Source organism: Alloyangia mangrovi, from assembly GCF_002300555.2.
In the GTDB taxonomy this organism is placed as follows: Bacteria; Pseudomonadota; Alphaproteobacteria; order Rhodobacterales; family Rhodobacteraceae; genus Salipiger; species Salipiger mangrovi.
In genome coordinates this window covers 1-21,142 of the sequence record NZ_NTHN02000027.1, presented here as the reverse complement: position 1 = coordinate 21,142, position 21,142 = coordinate 1, and the positions used below count along the sequence as shown (strand labels likewise).

Sequence of the window (21,142 nt, the reverse complement as noted above, 5' to 3'; positions counted from 1 at the left end):
GGGGCCGCCCCCTTGGAAGACCTGAGGGAGGTCTCAGGTCAGTCGAACTGGCTCAGCACGTCGTTGGCGCCTTCGATGATGTACTCGGCGGCTTCCTCGGCGCTGACCTGGTCATAGGCGAACTCCTCGAGTGTATCGACGAAGGTGGCGCGCAGCTCGGGGTGCTCGTTAAACGGCGAGACGGCGGGGCCCTCGGAGGCCATCATGATCTCATGCGCCTTGAGCAGCTCGGGCTTGATCTGGCCAGCGGCCTGCAGCCGCTCCAGCGCAACCTTCGAGGCCGGCAGGCCGCGGGTGTCGCCAAGCGCGTCGATGCCCTCGGGTTCGTTGACCAGGCAGTTGAGGATCTCGGCCGCCGCTTCGGGGTTCTTCGAGTGCTTCGAGATGGCAAAGAGCATCGAGGGCTTTCGGTAGACGCCCTCGGTCACCGCGTCCTCGAATGTTACCATCGGCACGGCGGTCAGCACTTCTCCGTCCTGCAGCGGGTCGGAGAACTTGAAGTAGGTGCTGTCCCACTCGTAGGAGCCGGCGATTTTGCCCTCGGCCCAGGCGGTCTTTTCGTAGAGCTTCACGTTGCCCTCGGCGGCCTCGTCCTGGCGCGACTGGATGGCACCGGTGTCGACCATGCGCTGGTAGAACTCGATGCCCGCGGTCAGCTCTTCCGGGGTCCATGCGACGCGGTTGGTGGCCGGGTCGACCATGTCCTTGCCGGTCTTCTGGGTGACGGCGAGCGAGACCAGCAGCTGGGCGCTTTCCGACACGGCGTTGAACAGGCGGTAGTCGTCGCCTTCCTTGTCGCGCAGCGCCTCGGCGGCGCCGAAGAATTCTTCCCAGGTGGTTGGCGCGCTCAGGCCGGCCTCTTCAAGCGTGGTGGTGTTGAAGAAGAAGACGCGGCCGGTGGTCGAAACGGGGATGCCCTGAACGTGGTCCTTGACGGTGACGCCATCGAGGTCGGTCTGCGGGTATTGCGACAGGTCCACCGCGCCCAGCTCCTGCAGGTCGGCAAAGCCGGTGCCATCGCGCGAGAAGAGCGGCAGCCAGGGCCAGTTCACCTGCATGAGGTCGGCCTCGGTGCCGCCCGCCATCTGGGTGGTGAGCTTCTCGAGGTAACCGGCGAAGCCGGTGAACTCGGGGGCGATGGTGTGGCCGTATTTCTCGCCACAGACCTTCAGCGCCTCCTGCGTGGCGATGTGTCGCGAGTCGCCGCCCCACCAGCTCATCCGCAAATCGGCCGCGTTTGCGGAAGACAGGGCGCAGGGCACCAGCGCGCTGGCGAGCAGCGCCTTCTTGATCGTCGACTTCATTGTGAAAACCTCCTCCTAGGTTTCGGTTCAGCCCGCGAGGGGCAGGGATACGTTCCGGCCGCTCTGGCGGTCGAAGATATGTGCGTGGCCAAGATCGGGCGTCAGGCGGATGCGCTCGTCCGAGCGGTCGAGCGCGTCATATTCCGCGGCGCCGGCGACGGTGGTGATCTCCTTGCCCTCAAGCATGGCGTGCAGGTAGACCTCGTGGCCCATGAACTCGGCCGAGCGCAGCCGGGCCGTCAGCCCGTTGCCCGCCGAGAGCTTCATGTGCTGCGGGCGGATGCCGAGCGCGGCCTCCTGCGGCTTGCTGTGCATGCGGTTCAGCACGGCCTCGTCGAGCGCGATCACCTGCCCGCCGAGACGGAAGTCGGTGCCCTCGATCTGGCCGTCGATCACGTTCATCTCGGGCGAGCCGATGAAACCCGCGACGAAGAGGTTTGCGGGGCGGTCGTACAGCTCCTTGGGAGTGGCGACCTGCATGATGTGGCCGTCCTTCATAACGCAGATGCGGTCGCCCATGGTCATCGCCTCGGTCTGGTCGTGGGTGACGTAGACCACGGTCGAGGGGCGGCCCTCGGCCTTCAGGCGCTTGTGCAGGTCGGTGATCCGCACCCGCATCGAGGCGCGCAGCTTGGCGTCGAGGTTCGAGAGCGGCTCGTCGAAGAGGAACACCTCGGGCTTCTTGATCAGCGCCCGGCCCAAGGCCACGCGCTGCGCCTGACCACCCGACAGCTGCTTCGGCAGCCGGTCGAGCAGGGGCTCGATCTCGAGGATGCGGGCGACCTCCTGCACGGCGGCCTCGCGCTCGGCCTTCGGCACATGCGCGAGGCGCAGGCCAAAGGCGAGGTTGGAGCGCACCTTCATGTGCGGGTAGAGCGCGTAGTTCTGGAACACCATGGCGATGCGGCGCTTGCCCGGGGGCAGGGCGTTGACGATGCGGTCGCCGATGCGGATCTCGCCGGAAGTGACCTCTTCGAGCCCGGCGATCATCCGCAGCGTGGTGGATTTGGCGCAGCCCGAGGGGCCGACCAGCACCATGAACTCGCCTTCCTCGACGTCGAGGTCGATCCCGTGCACCGCCTTGAAGCCGCCGCCATAGACCTTTTCGAGCTTGCTGAGTTGCAGACGTGCCATTGGATTATCCTTTCACCCCACCGGCGGAGAGGCCTTCGATGAAGTATTTCTGAGCCATGAAGAACACGATGAGCGCGGGCGTGATGGTGAGCACGGACATCGCGAGGATGCGGTTCCATTCGAACGCCTCGGTCGTGTCGATCGAGAGTTTCAGCGCCAGGCTGACCGGGTACTTGTCGACCGAGCTGATGTAGATGAGCGGGCCGAGGAAGTCGTTCATCGTCCACATGAACTGGAAAAGGCACACCGAGATCAGCGCCGGGGCCAGCATCGGCACCACGATGAACACCAGCGTCTGCCAGCTGTTCGCGCCGTCGACCCGCGCCGCCTCTTCCATGTCGCCGGGGATGGCACGCAGGAACTGCACCAGCATGAAGACGAAGAAGGCGTCGCCGGCAAAGGCGGAGGGCACCCAGAGCGGCAGGAAGCTGTCGAGCCAGCCGAGGTCGCGGAACAGCAGGTACTGCGGGATGCGTGTCACGACGTTGGGCAGCAGCAGGATGGCGATGACCGAGCCGAACAGCAGCTTCTTCAGCGGGAAGTCGAAGCGGGCGAAGCCATAGGCCACCATGGTGCAGCTGATCGCCGTGCCGATCACCTTGGGGATGATGATCAGGAAGGAGTTCAGGAAGAACCGCCCGAAGGTGTAGGGGGTCGAGGTCTCCCAGCCCTTCACGTAGCCCTCGGTGGTGGGTTCCTGAGGAATGAAGCCGGGGTTGGCGAAGATCTCGGCGTTGGTCTTGAAGGACGCGCCCACCAGCCAGATCAGCGGGTAGAGCATCAGCAGCCCGACACCGAAGAGGATGATGTAGCGCACCGCGGCCGAGATCTTGGCATTGCGGATCTGCCGGGCGTTGGCGGCGCGGGCCTCGGCGAGGCCATCGGCGCCGGAACTCAGGACATCTGAAGCGTGTGAGATATCGGTCATGTTCAGCTCCGCTTGTCGCCGGCGTAATAGACCCACTTCTTCGAGGACCAGAAGGCCGCGAGGGTGAGCACCATGATGATCACGAAGAGCACCCAGGCGATGGCCGAGGCATAGCCCATGTCGAAGCGGCGGAAGGCCTCGTCGTAGATGTACATCGGCAGCAGGTAGGTGGACTTCAGCGGGCCGCCCTGGGTGATGATGTAGGGGCCGTTGAACTCTTGGAACGCCTGGACCATCTGCATGATCAGGTTGAAGAAAATCACCGGAGTGATGAGGGGGATGGTGATGAAGATGAAGCAGTGCGCCTTGCTCGCGCCGTCGATTTCGGCCGCCTCGTAGAGCGACTTGTCGATCGACTGGAGTGCTGCGAGGAAGATCACCATGGCCGAGCCGAACTGCCAGCAGCGCAGCAGGGTGATGGTGAAAAGCGCGTTCTGCGGATCACCGAACCAGTTCACCGCCTCGAAGCCGAGCCCGGTGAGCAGCATGTTCACCAGCCCCTCGGAGGCAAAGATGTAGCGCCAGAGCACCGCGATGGCGATCGACCCGCCAAGGATCGAGGGCACGTAGAAGGCGGTGCGGAAGAAGTTGATGAACTTCAGCTTGTAATTGAGGATGTAGGCGATGAAGAGCGCGAAGGCGAGCTTCAGCGGCACCGTGGTGAATACATAGATCAGCGTCACCGTCAGCGAGCGGCGGAACGTCCGGTCCTTGGTGAACAGATCGATGTAATTCTCCAGTCCCGTCCATCTTGGCGCCGACATGAGGTTGTAATCGGTGAAGCTGAGATAGAGCGACGCCCCGAAGGGGATCATCGTGAAGACCAGAAGTCCGATGATGTAGGGCGACAGGTAGCCAAGCCCCAGCATGCGCTTGCGCGTCATGGTCGGCCTCCCGTGCCGCGGCCCGCCGGAGTGGCGGCCGACTTCGGCGAAATATGCATGTGTCCTCCCGAACTGTGCGGAATTCGCCCGTCCCGTGACCTCAGCTGGCCCTCTCCTCGGGGCTGGCGGGTGACAGGCGGCCCTCCACAGTTGTATGATGAATTCATGACAGATGGCGAGCGTGGATTGAATTCACCAAGATGGCGAAAAAGATGGACGAAATCGGAGGTTCAATTCTCGACCGGGTGCCCGCCTCGGCGCTGACGCTGACGCTGACCCGCTCGGCGATCCGCATGCAGCATTCTAAACTCTGGCGGATCGAGAAGGAAAACCCGGTCGAGGACCTGGTGATCGCGCTCGAGGGGCGCGGTGAATATATCGTGGGCGCGGAGCGCTTTGCGCTGGCGCCGGGCGAGGCCATGCTGCTGCGGCGGGGCGAGACCTTCTGCGGCTGGAACGAAGGCGCGGGGCTCTACACCGGGCTGGCGCAGCATTTCACGCTGGGGATTTACGGCGACACCGATCTCATCGCGCAGATGGACCTGCGGCGGAAGGTGCGGCTGTCGCGGTGGGATGAGCTGGCGCCGCTCATTCGCAGCTACCGCGAGAGCGCGCCGCCGAACTCGGTGACGCTGATGCAGCACCACCTTTTCATGGTCTTCCTGATCGCCTTCGTGGATGACGCCTTCCTCGGCTGGCGGCAGGGCGGGGCGGTGCCCATCGACGGGGCCGCGGCGATCGATCTCGCGGTGATGAAGGCGGCGGCGCAGATCTCCACCGCGCCGCTCGATCCCGAGGTCGCGGCGCAGGCGGTCGAGGCGGCGCCCTACAACGACGACTACTTCCACCGCGCCTTCCGAGACCGGCTCGGCCGCACGCCGCGCCAGTATCAGGAATATTGCCGGATGGAGCGGGCGATGTCGCTGCTCGAGCGCGGCATGAGCCCTTCGCAGGTGGCCGGAGAGATCGGCTATGCCGACCCCTATTACTTCAGCCGCGCCTTCAAGCGGCAGATGGGCCTCAGCCCGCGCGCGCACCAGCAAAGGGTGAAGCGCGCGCAGGATGGTCAGATCTTGGGGATGGACGAGGCTGATCAGGCCAAGGCGCTGGGGCAGGCGTAGCGGCCCGCCTCGCCGCGTCAGAGAAAATCGTCGCGGCGCGGGGTGAAGCAGTCGATCAGCCGCCCGGCATCATGGCACTCGCAGCCGTGCTTGGCATTGGAGGGGATGACGAAGCTGTCGCCCGGCTTCACCTCGAAGCTCTCGTCGCCGAGGAAAAAGGTGAAGCGCCCGCTCTCGCAATAGGTCGACTGCACGTGTGGGTGGTGATGCATCGCGCCCTTGGCCCCGGTCTCGAAGCGGAAGGAGACGACCATCAGCTCGGGGCTGTCGGCCAGCACCTGCCGGGCGACGCCGGTGTCGGGGAAGACGACGGGGAAATTGCTCATGGAAGCCTCCTGTTGGGCCTATTGGGCGGACTTGCGCAGCAGGTTGCGATAGCGCGACTGCGCGCCCTTGAGGTGCAGGCGCATGGCCAGCCGAGCGGCATCCTCGTTGCCGTCGAGGATCGCGGTGACGATGGCCTCGTGCTCGGCGTCGATGGCCTGCAGGTAGGGGGCGGTGGCGGCGTCCTTGGTGTCGCTCAGCGCATGGCGCGGGATCACGCTGGCGCCGATCATCGACAGGAAGTCGCGGAACCGCGGGTTGTTGGTGGCATCCGCGATGGCGAGATGCAGCTCGAAATCCGCCAGCGCCGTCGGCTCACCCGAGGCGGCCTTGGCGCGCAGCTCGGCCAGTGCCTGCAGGATCAACTCTTCCTGCGCGGGCGAGCGGCGCAGCGCGGCGAGCCCCGCTGCCTCGACCTCGACCGCGGTGCGCAGCTCGAGCATCTCGATCATCGACGAGATGCGCACGAAGTCGATGTTCTGGAACGGCAGGTCGAGCTCGGGGCGCTGGTCGAGCACGAAGACCCCGGCGCCCTGCCGTGGCTCCACCAGCCCGTCGTAGCGCAGCGAGGCCACCGCCTCGCGCACCACCGTGCGGCTGACCGCGAATTCCTCGGTCATCTTCGCCTCGCTCGGCAGGCGGCTGCCGGGCGCGTATTGCCCGCTCTCGATCTGAGCCCGCAGGCGGTCACGCACCTGTTCGACGAGGGTCTTGCCGCTGCTGCGCGAGGGGCGGGCCGTCCTGACTTTCTGCTCGGTCACGTGTTTGATCTTCTCGTTCCTGGCTTGGCCATACATATAATACAGGTTTCCCCGGGGCTGTCCATGTCCGGCGGCCGGAAGATCCGCCGTCTTCGGCGCCACCGCCGGGGTGTGACACGCGTTAGGCAAGGGTTTTCGCCGAATTGCCTCAAGAAGATAGAAGTCCTTCTGCCTGCCGACGATCCCCGGTCCCGATCGTGCCCTGAAGTCTGACTGCCTTGCAATGTTGTATGATAACATCTTGAAGGCGAGGCCCATCCGTGGTTCCTTGGCCGCGACAGCCCGGCCGGTCCCGGCCGTGCAGGCAGAGATTCTGAGAGATTCTGGGAGAGAGCACATGCTGACCGTCGAAACCCGCCACGCCATCCACCCGACCCAGGCCCGCGACATGTGGACCGAGGAACTGCGCGAGCATTTCCTCACCCAGGGCATGTTCCGCGACGGCGAGATCCGCCTCGTCTACACCCATTACGACCGTTTCGTCATGGGTGGGGCGGTGCCCGGCGCGGGGACTCTGACGCTCGACGTGGTGGAAGAGACCCGGACCCCGAACTTCCTCGATCGCCGCGAGATGGGCATCGTCAACATCGGCGCGGCGGGCACCGTCGAGGCCGGCGGCGAGACCTACGAGATGGGCCGCGGCGACGTGCTCTACCTCGGCATGGGCACAGGCGCGGTGACCTTCTCGGGGCCGGGGCGCTTCTACATCACCTCCTGCCCGGCGCATAAGAGCTATCCGTCGAAGCTGGTCACCCTGGCGGATTGCAAGGAGGTGACGATGGGCGCGCCCGAGACCTCCAACAAGCGCACCATCAAGCAGTTCATCCACCCGCAGGTGATGGAGAGCTGCCAGCTGATCCTCGGCTACACGGCGCTCGAGGAAGGCTCGGTCTGGAACACCATCCCCAGCCACATCCACGACCGCCGGATGGAGGCCTATCTCTACTGGGGCATGGACGAGGAGAGCCGCGTGCTGCACCTGATGGGCGAGCCCGACGAGACCCGCCATCTCTTCGTTGCCAACGAGGAGGGCGTGGTCAGCCCCAGCTGGTCGATCCACTCGGGCGCGGGCATCGGCAAGTACACCTTCATCTGGGCGATGGCGGGCGACAACGTAGATTACACCGACATGGATTTCATCCAGCCCAAGGACCTGCGCTGATGTCCGGGCTCTTCTCGCTCGCGAGCAAGCGCGCGCTGGTCACCGGCGCCAACACCGGCATCGGCCAGGCCATCGCCGTGGCGCTCGCCGGGCAGGGGGCCGCGGTCACCTGTGTCGGACGGCGGGCCTGCGACGAGACCGTGGAGAGGATCGAGGCGGCGGGCGGCACGGCGGACAGCCTGCTGCTCGACTTCGCCGACCCGATGGCCGCGAAGGAGGTCTTCAAGGGCGCCGGCTACACGCTTCTGGTCAACAACGCCGGGATCATCCGCCGGGCCGACAGCGTCGACTATTCCGAAGAAGACTGGGACGCGGTGGTCGACGTCAACATGAAGGCGCTGTTCTTCACCTGCCAGGCTTTCGGCCGCGAGTTGATCGCCAAGGGGCAGGAAGGCGCGGTGGTCAACATCGCCTCGCTGCTCTCCTTCCAGGGCGGCATCAGGGTGCCGGCCTACACCGCGTCCAAGCATGGGGTCGCGGGGATCACCAAGATCCTCGCCAACGAATGGGCGCGGCACGGCATCACGGTCAACGCCATCGCGCCGGGCTATATCGCCACGAACAACACCGAGGCACTGCGCGAGGATGCCGAGCGCTCGAAGGCCATCCTCGAGCGCATTCCCGCCGGGCGCTGGGGTGATCCCGAGGACATCGGCGGCACCGCCGCCTACCTCTGCTCGCGCGCGGCGCGCTACGTGACGGGCGCGGTGCTCAACGTCGACGGCGGCTGGCTGGCCCGCTGAGGGCGGCCTCCGTCCGGCGTATCTGGAAAGAGAAGAAGGGGAGGGCATCGCTCTCCCCTTCGCCGATTGCGCCCGCCCTTTCTTCTAGGTCCAAATATCCCGGGGGAGCCGCGCAGCGGCGGGGGCGGAGCCCCCCCTTCTGCCCGACGGTCGGCCTAGTCCGCCGAGGGCGGCGGCATCAAATCCATCTCCTCGCCGGTCAGCTCGCGGCGCATCATCTGCAGGGTCACGTTGTCGGGGTTCTTCTGGAGCGCCTCGTCCAGCACCGCGCGGCCGCCGGTCTCGTCGCCCGCGGCGAAGGCAATGCGGACTTGCATGATCCAGGCGTCGGCGAGCTGCGGGTCGAGCCGCGTCGCCTCGGCAAAGGCATTGGCGGCGGCGGGCAGGTTGCGCATCACCAGCGCCATGCCGCCCATCTGCAGGTGGGTTTCCGGGAAATCGAGGCGGCTGGCCATCGAAGCCTGCCATTCGCCGAAGGCCTCGCGCAGCGCCCGCTCGTAGCGGCCGGGCATATGGGCGATCTGCGCGTCGAGCATCGACTGCGCCGCCGCCATGCGCACCGAGCGCGAGGGATCGCTGAGCGAATTCATGATGCGCGGCGCGCGCTCCATGGCGGGGGCGGCGCGCTGCAGCCGCACCGCGGCGCTGCGGACCAGCGGGTCGGGGTCCTTGAGCAGCGTCTCCAGCGCCGCGGCCTCGGCCGGGTCGCCTGCCTGCTCCAGCAGGTAGATCGCCGTGGCGCGCACGATGCCGGCCATGTCGCTGTCCTGCGAGAGGCTGCGCAGCTCGGGCGCGGCGCGGAGCGGGTCGCGGCGGCCGTGGGCGAGGACCTCGCCGTAATGGGGGCCGCGGTGGGTGCTTTCGGGGAACCAGTCCTCGAGCTTGGCGGCGGCCCACTCGGGGCTTTCGTCCTCGTGGCAGGTGGTACAGGCGTCGGGGGCCCCGGTCACGGCATCGAGGTCCGGTCGCGGCACGCGGAAGGAATGGTCCGCCCGCCAGTCGTTGCCCATGTAGACGCGCTCGACCATGTGGCAATTCTTGCACTCGGCCCCGGCCGAGCCCTCGGGATGGTGGGTGTGCTCGGGCCCGTCGAAGACCTTGAGCGGCAGCGAGGGGAACTCGGGGTTGCCCGCCGGGCTGTGGCATTGGGCGCAGACGGCATTGCCTTCGGCGATCAGCTCGGCCTCATGCGGCAGGTGGCAGTTCGAGCAGCTTACGCCCTTGGCGTACATCTTCGATTGCAGGAAAGAGCCGTAGACGTAGACCTCGTCGAGGATCTGACCGTCGGCCTCATAAGCGCCCTCGCGCAGTAGCGAGAGGTTGTAGGTGTCGTGATAGGGCGTGCCCGGGACCGGGTTGCCGTCGGTATAGGGCTCGCGGCGGGAGTGGCAGGAGGCGCATTGCGCGATCATCTGCGCGGGCTCGGACATGTCGACGGTGAAACCATGGGCGGGTGGCGGTGCCTCCTGCGTGGTCTTGTAGGTTTCCGCCCAGTCCACATGCGCCGAGCCGGGGCCGTGGCAGGCTTCGCAGCCAACACCGATCTCGACCTCGCTAGAGGCGAAGCTGCGGGTCTGCGGATCGTAATTGGCCTCGAAGCCCGTCGCATGGCAGGCGGCGCAGCGGCTGTTCCAGGTCTTGTAGGGGCCGGTCCAGTGCAGACCGTCGTCGGGGGCGTAGTTCTGCTGCGGATAGAGGTGGAACCAGCCGCCCTTCTCGGTGTCCCAGACCACGTCGAAGCTCTGCAGCCGGCCCGGCTCGGTCTCGAGGATGTATTGCTGCAGCGGCTCGACGCCGATCACCGAATGCACGTCGTACTCGGTTGTCACCCCGTCGCGCTCGGTGACGCTGACATGCGGGGTGCCGCCCTCCTTCAGGCTGAAGCGCGCCTGCATGTCGCCGAGGGTAAACTCGGTGCCGTCGAAATTCGCGCGGATGTTGTCCGCGGTCGGCTTGGTCCAGGCGAGGGCGTGATGCGAGCCCTCCCAGGCCTCCCCGGCGGCCTCGTGGCAGGTGATGCAGCGCTCTGAGCCGAGGTAGTCCTGCGCGAGCGCGGCCGAGGCGCTCAAGGCCAGTGCGAGGGACATCAGGAGGGCGGCGAGGCAGTGCGGCATGGAGGGCAATCCGGAGCAAAAATTTCTGGCAGAAAAACAACTTGCGGCGCGCGGCGACGCTCGGACGATCCTTTCCGAGGGATGTCGCGGCGTCAACCCTTGGTGAGGTTCTCGGGATGTCATGTGCGTCAGTCGAGGCTGATCAGGAGCTGCCAGTTGCCGCCGGCGCCGCTGCGATCGGCGAGGCGGATCAGCAGGTCTCCGCCCTCAGGCAGGACCAGGGTGATCGGGGCTCCTGCATCGCCGCGGGCGAGCAGCGTGGCAGGGCGCACGAAGGCGGCAATGCCGATGTTGCCTGGCGCGTCGAGCGAGAGCGTCACCGCCTGGTCCGGCGGGGCGCTGGTGATCAGGTCGAGGATGCCGCCCGCGCCAAGCGTGCCCTGGGTGAGGCCACCGCGCAGCTCGAGCTGCATTGTCTCGGTCGCGGCCACGGAGGGGCTGCTCAGCGCCGCCGGATCGGCACCGGCGAAGGGCGCGAGATAGACCGCCGAGACCCAGCCCGCGCGCGCCCCATCGAGGCTCTGCAACTGGCACCAGGGCTGCGGGTCCGCGACGCAGCCGAGGTTGCGCAGAAGCGCGCCGGGGTCGAGCTCGGTGACTACCGGGGCCTCGGTCGTGGGGGCGCCGCGCATCCGCAGGCTGCCGTCGCGGTGACATAGACGAAGGCGCTCTGCGGCAGCGGCGGGGTGGGTTGCGCCTGCAGCGGGCCGGCCAGCGGCAGGACGAGGAGCAGGGCGGCGCGCAGGGGGCAGGCGGGGTTCATGGGCGGGGGGCTTCCTCTGGTTCCGGCGAGCGCAGGAGCCCGCTTTCCATGATGACGAAGCCGCGCTCCGAGCGGCGGTCGGGGGTGGCGGCGATGTCGGAGATCACCAGCGTCAGCCCTGGGTGAGCATAGCTCAGCAGCCGCTCGCGGGTCACCGAGGTCAGCACCAACCGGTCAAGGATGCTCGTCTCGGGTTGCAGAGGGCGCTCTGGGTCGGGCTGGTGGGTGACGCCGAGCCAGCGCAGCCGGCCCTGCTCGGCGGCGCTCAACACCAGCACGTGTTCTCCGAGCGGGCGGTCGTCCTCGAGCAGGAAGCTCTCGGTCAGCACCTCGCGCCCGTCGCGCAGCAGGGTGATGCGCCGGTCGGGGGAGGTGACGAGCGCGGTGGTGATCGGAAAGGGATCGGACGGATCCCACTCCTCCGGCCAGTCCGAGGGGCGGTGGTGGACTTCCAGATCGCGCACCGCGCCGTCAAGCTCGGCCTCGCTCAGCCGCGCCAGCACGAACCCGGGGTGGATCAGCTCCCACGGGTCGCTGCTGTGACCCGAGACGATGACCGGCGTGCCGAGATGGGTGACCTCGAAAAGCCGTCGGGAAAATTCGGTGGGCAGCCGCACGCAGCCATGCGAGGCCGGGTAGCCCGGCAGGTTGCCCGCATGCAGCGCGATGCCGTCCCAGGTGAGCCGCTGCATGTTGGGCATGGGCGCGTCGTTGTAGAGCGAGGAGCGGTGGTCGACGTCCTTTTGCAGGATGGTGAAGACGCCGGTCGGGGTCTCGTGCCCCGCCATGCCGGTGGTGCAGGTCGAGACCGCGATGCGAAGGCCGTTGCGATAGACGTGCACCCGCTGCTCGGGCAGCGAGACGATCACCGCCACCGGCCCTTGCGGGGCCCGCTCGGGGTGCCAGGTGAACTCGCCGGGAACCATGCGGTCGATCTCGAGCGGCAGTTCCTGGGCCCGCGCCGGGGAGGCGAGCGCAAGCGCCGCGCCCCCCGGCGCGCAGCAGGCTGCGGCGGGTCAGCATGGGGGAACTCGGCGGGGCGTCGGAGGAGGCGGGGAGGGCGTCGGGCGGTATGGCATCAATCGGCTGGGGACTCGTAGGGGGCGGATGGGGGTGTCAGCGGGATCGGGAGAGCCCGCGGCGCAGCAGCGCCACGAGCAGGATGTTGAGAAGCGGCGCAAGGGCCGCGAGCCAGGGCCAGGACGTCTCGGGGAAGACATCGATCATCCGGTTCCATGGCAGGCCGAGCGGAATGAGGAAGACGCCGGCAAGCGGGTCCTTCGGGGTTCCGAAGAGGCCGAACTGGCCGAGCAGGTAGGCCCCGAGGGCCACCACGTACGCCAGCACCAGGGCCCAGAAGAGACCGCCCGTCAGCGCCCGCATCGCTCAGTTCTCCGGCTGCGACTGTCTCGGCCGGCCGGGTCAGCCCTCGGTCATATGGGGCTCGGCCATGATCTCGCCGGTCGTGCCGTCGGGATAGGCGATGCAGTCCCAATGGGTGCGGTCGTCGCCGACGCGGGCCTTCACCATGGTGCCGGTCTCGGAGCTCTCGGAGCTGATCAGCGCGATGTCCGTGGTCCCGGCGGCCTTGGCGATGTCGCGCAGGCAGGCGGATTCGGCCTCGGTTGCCGGACGCATGCCGGCGGGAGGCTCCTCCGAGCCGCCGCAGGCGCCAAGCGCCGCGAGCACGGCAATACCGAAGGCGGCCCTGGCAAATCTGTCGAGGTGTCTCATGTCGGTCAGTCTCCCTTGGTGTCGAGGACCCTGCCTCTGCTGCCTGGGCCGAGGCTGGGCGGTACAGCGCTCCCGCCCGCGCGCGGCGGGCGGAAGGCCGCAGGTCTCACCGTGCCGCGCCGCGCAGCAGGCGGACGATCAAGATGAGGATAATCGCGCCGATCACCGCAGCGATGATCGAGGGGATCAGCCCGGCGCCGAAGGAGACGCCGATCATCGGGAAGAGCCATCCCGCGACAAGTGCGCCGCCGATGCCGAGGATGATGTCCATCACGATGCCCGATCCGCCCCCCCTTCATGATGACGCTGGCCAGCCAGCCGACGATGGCGCCGATGATCAGGGTGGTGAGCAGCCCGACCAGTGCGTTGCCGCCGCTGGCCATGGCGTCTCCGGTCGCGGTGCCGGTGGTCTCCTGTGCCCATGCAGGCGGCGCGGCCAGGGCGGCGGCGGCGAGGATGTGGAATTTTCTCATGGTGTCGTCTCCTTGCGTGAGAGCGCGCGGGCTGCGCGGGGGCTGCCCTCGGGGCCGGTCGCGGCGCGACGGACCCCGGCGGGGGCGAAGGTCATGGAGAGGAGCGAGGGGAGGGACGCCCGGCTGCGGGCCGGGTCGGGCGGCTGCCAAGGCAGGCGACACCCCTGCAGTCGCGGGACGGCGCGTCCGGGCGCGGCAGGAAAGGTCGGATCGGGCTGCAGTCAACATAGTCCACCCTTGAAATCATGCACTCTAGAGGCAGTGCCGGAGCGGCGCGGGGAAACGGCTGGATCGGTCACGGGCTTGGGGCGCTGCGGCAACGGGCAACTGGGTAAAACGTTTGATTCGAAAGAAATTCACACCGGATAACGGGATCAGGTTAGCGGAAATGCCCGGAATGATATCATACATTCGAGAAATATCTTTTTCCGGCGGAACTCTGCCGGGCCGATCGGCTCGGAACCCGGACGGCGCGCTTCATGTTGGAAGCTCAGCCAGGCCGCACGGAGGGCAGGATGACCACGACGCAGAAGACCGAGCCGCAGGACGTTGCGAAGAAGACACCCAAGACCGCATCAGGCGGGGCCCCGAAGTCGGGCGCGGCGGAGCCAGTTGGCGAGATGCGCCAGCGCACCGAGGATTACGCCCGGCTCGCGCGCCGCGCTGATGCCGAGGCCGCGGTGTTCCGCCCGCGCGACCTGACGGGGCAGGCGCGGCGGCTGCACGTGCGCAGCACGATCATCGAGGATCACATGGTGCGCATTGACCAGAAGGCGGCGGGGGCGGACGAGAAATTCCGAGTGCTCTCGGAGTCCTTTTTCTCGTTCTTCCGCGGCACGTCGCTGCTGTTTCACCGCGACATGGCCGGGGAGGATGCCCGCATGCCCACCGTGCTCTGCCTCGGCGACGTGCACCCGGGTAACTTCGGCGTCATGCCCAATGCCGACAACGTGCCGATCTTCGGGGTCAACGATTTCGACGACGTGATCTATGGGCCCTTCGTCTGGGATCTGAAGCGCGGCACCGCGGGCTTCATGATCGCCGCCGAGGTCGAAGGCGGGCTCAGTCGCAAGAAGCAGCGCAAGATCGCCCGGCATTTCCTCAAAGGCTACCGCGCCGGGATGTCCTTCTTCGCCGAGCACAACACCGAGCGGCATGTCGAGATGCGCGAGGACAATTGTCCGGACATCATCCGCCCGCTTTTCGGCAAGGCCGGGCGCTCGCGCGAGCGTTGGCTCGGGAAGCGCTACCTCGACGAGACCGGCCGCGGCTTTCGCGCCAATGACGAGCTGACCCCTGTGAGCAGCCGCACCGAGGAGTTCCAGAAGCTGGTCAAGGCGCTCGCCGGGCAGAACGGCATCGAGGCAGGCGGACGGCACGGCCCGCTGAAGGTCAAGGACGTGGCGATGCGGCACGGGCAGGGGACTGCCTCGCTGGGGCTGCCGCGCTTTTACGTGCTGCTCGAGGGGCCATCCGGCGATGCGCGGGACGATATCATCATCGAGTTCAAGAAAGCGCGTCGCTCGGCGCTCGAGGGGCTGGTGCCGGCGCATGACTTCGATGCCGGGGATCAGGGTGACCGGATCGCCCATGGTCAGTCGGTGCATCTTGCGCAGGGCGACGTCTTCTACGGCAACGTCGAAATCGAGGGGGAAAGTTTCATGTCGCGCGAGCGCGCGCCCTTCCGCAACGACGCCGATCTCGATGATCTGTCGAAGAAGGAGTGGAAGCGTTACGCCTATGCCTGCGGGCACGCGCTGGCGCAGGCGCATGCGCGCTCGGACGATCTGGGCCAGCTCGATTACGACATCGAGCCGGCGATCCTTCAGGCGATGGAACCGGCGAAGCTCTTCATCGACGACATCCTCTGCTTCGCCGAGGAAGCTGTGGAGCGCTTGCGGCGCGACCACGCGATGTTCCGGCGCGACCTGAAGCTGGGGGCCTTCGAGGTCACCGAGAAGCGGTACCGCTGAGGCTACAGACCCTCAGACCATCGACACCAGCGCGGCGCAGACCAGCTCGCGGTCGTAGCGCTCGGGCTCGTCGCTGACCAGCGGCAGCCGGTGGCAGGGGATGCCATGGCGCGCGGTGACTTCTGCGCAGGCAACGGGATCCTCTGAGGTGTCGCAGAGTACATGGGTCATCAGCCGCGTGCTCGGCACCTCCATACCCGCATCGGCGCGCAGCGGCGCAAGGAGCGCGGCGACCCGGTCGGCAAGGCCGAGCCCCAGCGCTTCTGGGTCCGTGCCGAGGCTGGGAACATAGACCTTGGGCACTTCGCAACGCGCGACAGTGCGCCCGACGCCAGCGGGCAGCAGGTTGGCGATCACCGAGGAAAAGAGGCTCCCCGGCGGGTAGCAGATGAGGTCGGCCTGCCGGATCAGCTTGCGATTGCGCTTGGGCAGGGGCACCGAGCCCGAGACCACTTCCTTGCCGTGTTCGCTGAGAAAGAGCCGCACGATGGGGCTTTCGATCGGCGGTGCCTCCTTGCCGCTGATCTGGCGCTGGCCGTGGATTTGTCGGCCGTCGGCCAATTCGACGCCGAGCTGCAGGTTGCAATCGACCACGCCGCGCACCGTGCCGCGCACGTCAACCATCTTCGACATGAGGAACAGCACCGGCTCCAGCAGCCGCCCGTGGGCGAGGTAGCCTCCGGCGAGGATGAGGTTGCCGATGCTGGCATTGCGGAAGTCGAAATCCATCGGCGCTGCGACGAGGAAGGCGCGCAGGAAGTCGCGGATCAGAAGGCCGATGGGGCTGGAGACCGCCTTCACCAGCGGGTGGGTTCCGGCGACCATCGCCTCGACCTCGGCGCGCAGCGGGGCGTTCGGCACTGCCTTGGGCATCCGGTGGCTGAAGAGCGCGTAGATGTCGGGCTGGCCAAGCTCGCTCTCGTCCGCCAGCGCCATGAGCCGGCTGCGCAGATCGCCCACCGCGGGCATGTCGAAGGCCTCGCGCAGGACTTGGCTGCTGCCGCCGCTGTCGAAGGGGGTGATCAGATGCGCCGAGTTGTAGGTATAGCGCTTCAGCGCCCGCGAGATCTTGTTGAGCGCGCTGCCGCCACTGAAGAACAGCAGCCGTGGGCCAAGGTGCGGTGCGCTGAGTGAGCGCGCGACGCGCAGGTCATCCGGCAGCTCGGCGCTGCGCTGGAGGGTGATCTTGGTCATCCGGCCACTCGCTCTGGTCTCCGCCCTGTCGCGCGTCGCCGCGAACCTTGCCAGAGCCCGAGGCCGCTGCGAAGGCCCTTCGGGCGGCGGCGGCGGATTTTTTCCTGCCGGTGTCGATGTTTGCGGAGGGGTCAGCTTGCCGGGTCGTACATGAATTCGCGCAGCTCCTGTGGGCAGCGGCAGGCCTGCGCGATCCTGCGTGCCCAGTCCAGCGCTTCCAACCGCGTCGGCACCTCGAGCACGGTGAAGCCGCCGTTCAGGAAGCTGCCCCGGTAGATCTCGGGCGACACGCTGCCGTCGGCGGAGACCAGCACCGGCGGGACGCTCTCATCGAGGCCGCCGCCGAAGACGTAGACCCCGGCCGCCTTGGCCGCCTCGATCACCGCATGGGAGGCGGCCACCACCTCGGGGAACTCCTCGTCGGTGATCTGCATGGCTTCGGCCGGGAAGGAGATCAGGAACTTGGTCATGAGGCAGGGTGCCTTGGCGCCCGCGGGCTGGCAAGCGCCGGGCTTGGGCGCGAGGCGCGGATACGCAAAAGGCCGCCCATGGGACGGCCCTTCGGGTCATGTCGGCCAGGGGTCAGCCGCGCTCGGCGATGGCGTTCAGCGTCGGGCGCATCCCGTCGAGCGCGTAGCCCGCCTTGGCGGTGGCCAGCAGGATGTCGTCGGTCGGCATCTTGCCCGCCTGGCCCATGGCCCAGACCGTGGCGCAGCGGGTGCCCGAGCGGCAGTAGGCGAAGACCGGACCGGGGGCGTTCTCGATCAGCGCGGCCTGCTCGGCCACGAGGTCGAGCGTCAGCCCGTCGTGGGTGACCGGCAGCACGGCGAACTCCATGCCGGCGGCGCGCACTGCGGCGCCGATGGTCTCGGCCTGCAGCTCGGGCGGCACTTCGCCGTCGGGCCGGTTGCAGATGACCAGGGTGAAGCCGGCCTCGGCGAGGGCGGGAACATCCTCCACCGCAATCTGCGGCGAGACGGTGTAGCGGGGGGTGATGCGGTTCAGATCCATGGCCAAACGGTTATTCCGCCGCCACTGGCTTGTCGAGTCTCCTGCGCAGGGCCGGGGCCACGACCATGCCGGTGAGCATCGCCGCGACGAAGACATAGAGCCCGGTGCCGCCATAGCTCAGCGAAGCGATGGATGGGCCGGGGCAGAGCCCAGCGAGACCCCAGCCGATGCCGAAAAGCACCGAGCCGATCACCAGCTTGCGGTCGATCTGCGTGCCCGGCTGCGGCGGCAGCGGCGTGCCGAGCGCGGCGCGGGTCCTGCCGCGGGCAAAGAGCCAGGCCAGCGCCATCGGAATCATCGCGCCGCCCATGACGAAGGCCAGCGTCGGATCCCAGGCGCCGAAGACGTCGAGCCAGCCCTGCACCTTGGCGGTATCGGTCATGCCCGAGATGAACAGGCCCGCACCGAAGAAGCCGCCGGCGACGAGGGCGAAGAAGAGGCGGGCCGGAGAGGAATTGCCCATGTCAGATCACTCCCAGCAGGTGACGGAAGATCACCACGCCGACACCGCCGGCGAGGATGTAGCAGCAGGTGGCGACGAAGCCGCGCAGCGACAGGCGCGACATGCCGCAGACACCGTGGCCCGAGGTGCAGCCGTTGGCCAGCCGCGTGCCGAGGCCGACCAGCAGGCCGGCGGCGACCAGCACGGGAATGTTGTCGGTGATATGGGTGTCGACCGCGCCGCCATAGAGCGGCAGCAGCAGGATCGGCAGCAGGATCACCCCCGCAAGGAAGCTCAGACGCTCCCACTTGCTGTCGCCGGCCGAGCCGTCGACCAGCGCGCCGATGATGCCCGAGGCCCCCATGATCCGCCCGTTGATGAGCAGGTAGACCGCCCCGCCGGTGCCGATCAGCAACCCGCCGATCAGGCCCCAAATCCAATCAATTGGCATTTGCCCGTTCCTTTGTCGCGCGGCCGTCCTTGAATGTGGCCGCTGTCCTGAATGAGAGGGACGCGCCCCGCCCGGAAGCGGAACGCGCTGTTGTGGGTGAGTGGTGGTCTTTCGGGGTCAGAGCTTGTTGACCGGGACCTTCAGGAAAACGTCGCCCTTCTCGTCGGCGGGCGGCATCTGGCCGGCGCGCATGTTCACCTGCAGCGACGGGATGATCAGCTTGGGCATGGCGAGGGTCGCGTCGCGCGCATCGCGCATCTTGACGAACTCCTCGGCGGACTTGCCGCTGCCGACATGGATGTTGAGCGCCTTTTGCTCGCCCACGGTGGTCTCCCAAGCATAGTCGTCACGGCCGGGGGCCTTGTAGTCGTGGCCGACGAAGATGCGAGTCTCGTCCGGCAGCGCCAGGATCTTCTGGATCGAGGCGAAGAGCGTTTCCGACGAGCCGCCGGGGAAGTCGCAGCGGGCGGTGCCGAAGTCGGGCATGAAGAGCGTGTCGCCGACGAAGGCGGCATCGCCGACCACATAGGTCAGGCAGGCCGGCGTATGGCCCGGGGTGTGCAGCACGTCGCCGCGCAACTGTCCGATGTGGAAGCTGTCGCCCTCCTCGAAGAGCTGGTCGAACTGCGAGCCGTCGCGCTGGAACTCGGTGCCCTCGTTGAACACCTTGCCGAAGGTGTCCTGCACCACGGTGATGCGCTCGCCGATGCCGATCTTGCCGCCCAGCTCGCGCTGGATGTAGGGCGCGGCCGAAAGGTGGTCGGCATGCACATGGCTCTCGAGCAGCCACTCGACCTTGTAACCCTTCTCCTTGACGAAGGAGATGATGGCATCGGCCGAGCGGGTGTCGGTGCGGCCCGAGGCGTAGTCGAAATCGAGCACGCTGTCGACGATCGCGCAGGCGCTGCCGGCGGGGTCACGCACGACATAGGAGATGGTGTTGGTGGCCTCGTCAAAGAAGGCGGTGACCTCAGGTGTCATCATGGAACGATCCTCCGTTTGGCATTCATATAGATAAAACTGAATGTGTGTTCAAGGATTCGTTGCGATTGACGCATATCATGGTCATCATCGGCGTGTTGGTGCAGGATTCCCAAGGTTCGGGCATGGTCCGTCGTGGCCCCCCCGACCGGGTCTTCCACACGCGCCGACGCGGGAGGACTGCAAGCGAATTCAAGGCTTCCGCGGGGAGCGCCGCCGTTTCCCGCGGGGCTGCGATCGTGTCGTGTGCCGCCTTCGGGCGCGACTCGGCGGGATCGGAAGACAGCGGCCGGAGCCGCTCTGCGGTTCCGGCACAGGCATGGCCCTTGCCGAGAGCCTCTCCGGCTGGGCACCCCGACACGGAGGAGACGTGTGATGGACGACAGACTGAAACGCCGCATCGATACGGTCGAACGCGCTCTGGCCGAGGCGCAGGGCGCCGAACACGCCGCGCTCTTGGCAGAGCTTGAACGCCTCGCGGTCGAGGCGCGGGTTCGGGGAGTGGCATTGCCCTCCCACGTCCGCGACCGGCTACGCTGCGAGGTCGACGCCGAGCTCGAGGCGCGCTTCGACAACATGCCGATCTGATCGGCAGTTCCCTGCCTGCTGCACTTGCAGGCGCCACCGCCGCGCGGCCGGAAGGGGCGGCGCGGCGGATTCTCGTCTTGCCGCGCCTTTCGGAACCCACTAGCTCGCGGGGATGCCGCAAGGCATGAGGAAAGAAACGGGTTGCCGGGCGCTTGCGTCTGCGCCCGCAGGCAAGTGGAAAGGCGGGCAGATGGCGCAGGCGGCAGGCGCGGTTGAGGTGCGGATCGGCGAGGGGATCGCCTGGCTGATCATGTCCGGTGATGCGGCCAACCGGCTGACACCCGCACTGCGCGATGCGCTTCTGACCGAGCTTTCCCGGGCCGAGGCCGACCCCGCCGTCGCCTGCATCGTGCTGCAGGGCGCCGGGCTCTGTTTCTCCGAGGGCGACGACCCCGCCGAACTCGAAGGCCCGCACGCCATTCCCGATCCCGCCACTCTCTGCCGCCGGGTCGAGGCCTGCGCCAAGCCGGTGATCGCTGCGCTGCACGGGTCCGCACTTGGCACCGGCGCCGAGCTGGCGCTGGCGGCGCACTACCGGATTGCCGCGCCGGGCGCGCGCTTCGGGCTGCCCAACGTCGCGCTGGGGCTGACGCCCGCCGCCGGGGCCAGCCAGCGGCTGCCGCGGCTGACCGGGGCAGGGGTGGCGCTGGAGCTGATGCTCTCGGGACAGGTCCTCGCGCTCGAAGCGGCGCCCGCGGGGTTGCTGGACCATCTCGCGCAGGGCCCGCTCGAGGAAGAGACCCGCGCCTTCTGCGCGGAGCTGCGTGCCGAGGGGCTGGGGCCGCGTCCCGCCGCGCAGCGCCGCGAGGGATTTGCCGAGCCGCTTGCCTACCAGCAGACCGCCGCGGCGCGCCGTGCCGAGGTCGCAGGCAGCGGCAACCCCGCCCCGCTCGAGATCGTCGCAGCGGTCGAGGCGGCGCAGCTGCTGCCCTTCGCGGGCGGGCTCGAGTTCGAGGCCGATGCCTACGAGACCTGCCGCGAGACCGAGGCCAGCGCCGCGCTGCGCGCCGTGGCCAAAGCTGAGCGCGCCGCCGCATCCGCGATGACGCCGGCGCGC

23 protein-coding genes and 1 pseudogene are annotated in these 21,142 nt (G+C 67.6%); 6 read left to right on the top strand and 18 right to left on the bottom strand.

The genetic code is table 11. From position 1 onward, the window contains the following. Nucleotides 1-38 precede the first annotated feature (38 nt). The 4 genes from CLG85_RS15105 to CLG85_RS15090 are packed head-to-tail and all read right to left on the bottom strand — an operon-like array spanning nucleotide 39 to nucleotide 4,250. Nucleotides 39-1,304, bottom strand: coding sequence for an ABC transporter substrate-binding protein (locus CLG85_RS15105; protein ID WP_095880579.1), 1,266 nt, complete (start codon nucleotides 1,302-1,304; stop codon nucleotides 39-41). Between the two features lie 27 nt (nucleotides 1,305-1,331). Then, nucleotides 1,332-2,438: an ABC transporter ATP-binding protein gene (locus tag CLG85_RS15100; protein ID WP_095880580.1), complete on the bottom strand. Its 1,107-nt coding sequence runs from the start codon at nucleotides 2,436-2,438 to the stop codon at nucleotides 1,332-1,334. Between the two features lie 4 nt (nucleotides 2,439-2,442). Then, nucleotides 2,443-3,366 (bottom strand): carbohydrate ABC transporter permease, encoded by a 924-nt coding sequence (locus CLG85_RS15095; protein ID WP_095880581.1) that lies wholly within the window; start codon nucleotides 3,364-3,366, stop codon nucleotides 2,443-2,445. A gap of 2 nt (nucleotides 3,367-3,368) precedes the next feature. Continuing rightward, nucleotides 3,369-4,250: a carbohydrate ABC transporter permease gene (locus CLG85_RS15090; RefSeq protein WP_095880582.1), complete on the bottom strand. Its 882-nt coding sequence runs from the start codon at nucleotides 4,248-4,250 to the stop codon at nucleotides 3,369-3,371. 212 nt (nucleotides 4,251-4,462) lie between these two features. Between CLG85_RS15090 and CLG85_RS15085 the strand changes: the two genes are divergently transcribed. Further along, nucleotides 4,463-5,371, top strand: coding sequence for an AraC family transcriptional regulator (locus CLG85_RS15085; RefSeq protein ID WP_095880614.1), 909 nt, complete (start codon nucleotides 4,463-4,465; stop codon nucleotides 5,369-5,371). 17 nt (nucleotides 5,372-5,388) lie between these two features. On the opposite strand, the gene CLG85_RS15080 is transcribed toward CLG85_RS15085, so the two are convergent. Together CLG85_RS15080 and CLG85_RS15075 are read right to left on the bottom strand one after the other, a co-directional pair. Then, a complete protein-coding gene (locus CLG85_RS15080; RefSeq protein WP_095880583.1) occupies nucleotides 5,389-5,697 on the bottom strand; it encodes a cupin domain-containing protein in 309 nt (102 codons plus the stop codon). Nucleotides 5,698-5,715: 18 nt separating this feature from the next. After that, nucleotides 5,716-6,456 carry a FadR/GntR family transcriptional regulator gene (locus CLG85_RS15075; protein ID WP_224844572.1) on the bottom strand — a complete coding sequence of 247 codons (741 nt, stop codon included), beginning with the start codon at nucleotides 6,454-6,456 and terminating at the stop codon, nucleotides 5,716-5,718. A gap of 337 nt (nucleotides 6,457-6,793) precedes the next feature. On the opposite strand from CLG85_RS15075, the gene kduI reads away from it, so the two are divergent. Further along, on the top strand, nucleotides 6,794-7,618 hold the full coding sequence (gene kduI, locus CLG85_RS15070; protein ID WP_095880585.1) for a 5-dehydro-4-deoxy-D-glucuronate isomerase: 825 nt from the start codon (nucleotides 6,794-6,796) through the stop codon (nucleotides 7,616-7,618). After that, nucleotides 7,618-8,361 carry a 2-dehydro-3-deoxy-D-gluconate 5-dehydrogenase KduD gene (gene kduD / locus CLG85_RS15065; RefSeq protein ID WP_095880586.1) on the top strand — a complete coding sequence of 248 codons (744 nt, stop codon included), beginning with the start codon at nucleotides 7,618-7,620 and terminating at the stop codon, nucleotides 8,359-8,361. Before kduI ends, kduD begins: the two co-directional genes overlap by 1 nt. A 155-nt stretch (nucleotides 8,362-8,516) precedes the next feature. Here kduD and CLG85_RS15060 read toward each other — a convergent pair whose 3' ends face one another. The 6 genes and pseudogenes from CLG85_RS15060 to CLG85_RS15035 all read right to left on the bottom strand — a co-directional run bounded on the left by CLG85_RS15060 (nucleotide 8,517) and on the right by CLG85_RS15035 (nucleotide 13,243). After that, nucleotides 8,517-10,475: a multiheme c-type cytochrome gene (locus CLG85_RS15060; protein WP_260349497.1), complete on the bottom strand. Its 1,959-nt coding sequence runs from the start codon at nucleotides 10,473-10,475 to the stop codon at nucleotides 8,517-8,519. A gap of 128 nt (nucleotides 10,476-10,603) precedes the next feature. After that, the gene (locus CLG85_RS15055) at nucleotides 10,604-11,107 is read right to left on the bottom strand and encodes an SH3 domain-containing protein (RefSeq protein WP_260349495.1); all 504 of its coding nucleotides are present in this window, start codon (nucleotides 11,105-11,107) and stop codon (nucleotides 10,604-10,606) included. Nucleotides 11,108-11,234: 127 nt separating this feature from the next. Next, a pseudogene (locus tag CLG85_RS15050) lies at nucleotides 11,235-12,203 on the bottom strand (L,D-transpeptidase); the annotation flags it as partial. Nucleotides 12,204-12,354: 151 nt separating this feature from the next. Then, nucleotides 12,355-12,621, bottom strand: coding sequence for a hypothetical protein (locus tag CLG85_RS15045; protein ID WP_095884370.1), 267 nt, complete (start codon nucleotides 12,619-12,621; stop codon nucleotides 12,355-12,357). Between the two features lie 39 nt (nucleotides 12,622-12,660). Beyond that, a complete protein-coding gene (locus tag CLG85_RS15040) occupies nucleotides 12,661-12,972 on the bottom strand; it encodes a hypothetical protein (RefSeq protein WP_095884369.1) in 312 nt (103 codons plus the stop codon). A gap of 106 nt (nucleotides 12,973-13,078) precedes the next feature. Then, complete coding sequence (locus CLG85_RS15035; RefSeq protein ID WP_260349517.1) at nucleotides 13,079-13,243, bottom strand: GlsB/YeaQ/YmgE family stress response membrane protein; 165 nt, start codon at nucleotides 13,241-13,243, stop codon at nucleotides 13,079-13,081. Nucleotides 13,244-13,960: 717 nt separating this feature from the next. Between CLG85_RS15035 and CLG85_RS15030 the strand changes: the two genes are divergently transcribed. Continuing rightward, entirely contained in the window at nucleotides 13,961-15,418 is a 1,458-nt protein-coding gene (locus CLG85_RS15030) for a DUF2252 domain-containing protein (RefSeq protein ID WP_095883963.1), read from the top strand. 12 nt (nucleotides 15,419-15,430) lie between these two features. Here the strand turns inward: CLG85_RS15030 and CLG85_RS15025 are convergent, their stop codons facing one another. From CLG85_RS15025 to CLG85_RS15000, 6 genes are all read right to left on the bottom strand, one after another. Further along, nucleotides 15,431-16,612, bottom strand: coding sequence for a GAK system CofD-like protein (locus CLG85_RS15025; RefSeq protein ID WP_095883962.1), 1,182 nt, complete (start codon nucleotides 16,610-16,612; stop codon nucleotides 15,431-15,433). A gap of 131 nt (nucleotides 16,613-16,743) precedes the next feature. Next, on the bottom strand, nucleotides 16,744-17,082 hold the full coding sequence (locus CLG85_RS15020; protein WP_095883961.1) for a YciI family protein: 339 nt from the start codon (nucleotides 17,080-17,082) through the stop codon (nucleotides 16,744-16,746). A gap of 112 nt (nucleotides 17,083-17,194) precedes the next feature. After that, nucleotides 17,195-17,623, bottom strand: coding sequence for a protein tyrosine phosphatase family protein (locus CLG85_RS15015; RefSeq protein WP_095883965.1), 429 nt, complete (start codon nucleotides 17,621-17,623; stop codon nucleotides 17,195-17,197). Nucleotides 17,624-17,633: 10 nt separating this feature from the next. Continuing rightward, nucleotides 17,634-18,086, bottom strand: a complete 453-nt coding sequence (locus CLG85_RS15010) for a DUF6691 family protein (protein WP_095883960.1) — start codon at nucleotides 18,084-18,086, stop codon at nucleotides 17,634-17,636. 1 nt (nucleotide 18,087) lies between these two features. Further along, entirely contained in the window at nucleotides 18,088-18,516 is a 429-nt protein-coding gene (locus CLG85_RS15005; protein ID WP_095883959.1) for a YeeE/YedE family protein, read from the bottom strand. Nucleotides 18,517-18,633: 117 nt separating this feature from the next. Continuing rightward, nucleotides 18,634-19,497 (bottom strand): MBL fold metallo-hydrolase, encoded by an 864-nt coding sequence (locus tag CLG85_RS15000; protein WP_095883964.1) that lies wholly within the window; start codon nucleotides 19,495-19,497, stop codon nucleotides 18,634-18,636. A gap of 375 nt (nucleotides 19,498-19,872) precedes the next feature. On the opposite strand from CLG85_RS15000, the gene CLG85_RS14995 reads away from it, so the two are divergent. Both CLG85_RS14995 and CLG85_RS14990 read left to right on the top strand, forming a co-directional pair. Then, a complete protein-coding gene (locus CLG85_RS14995) occupies nucleotides 19,873-20,085 on the top strand; it encodes a hypothetical protein (protein ID WP_095883958.1) in 213 nt (70 codons plus the stop codon). 190 nt (nucleotides 20,086-20,275) lie between these two features. Then, a partial coding sequence (locus CLG85_RS14990) for an enoyl-CoA hydratase/isomerase family protein (protein WP_260349492.1) occupies nucleotides 20,276-21,142 on the top strand: 867 nt, incomplete at its 3' end.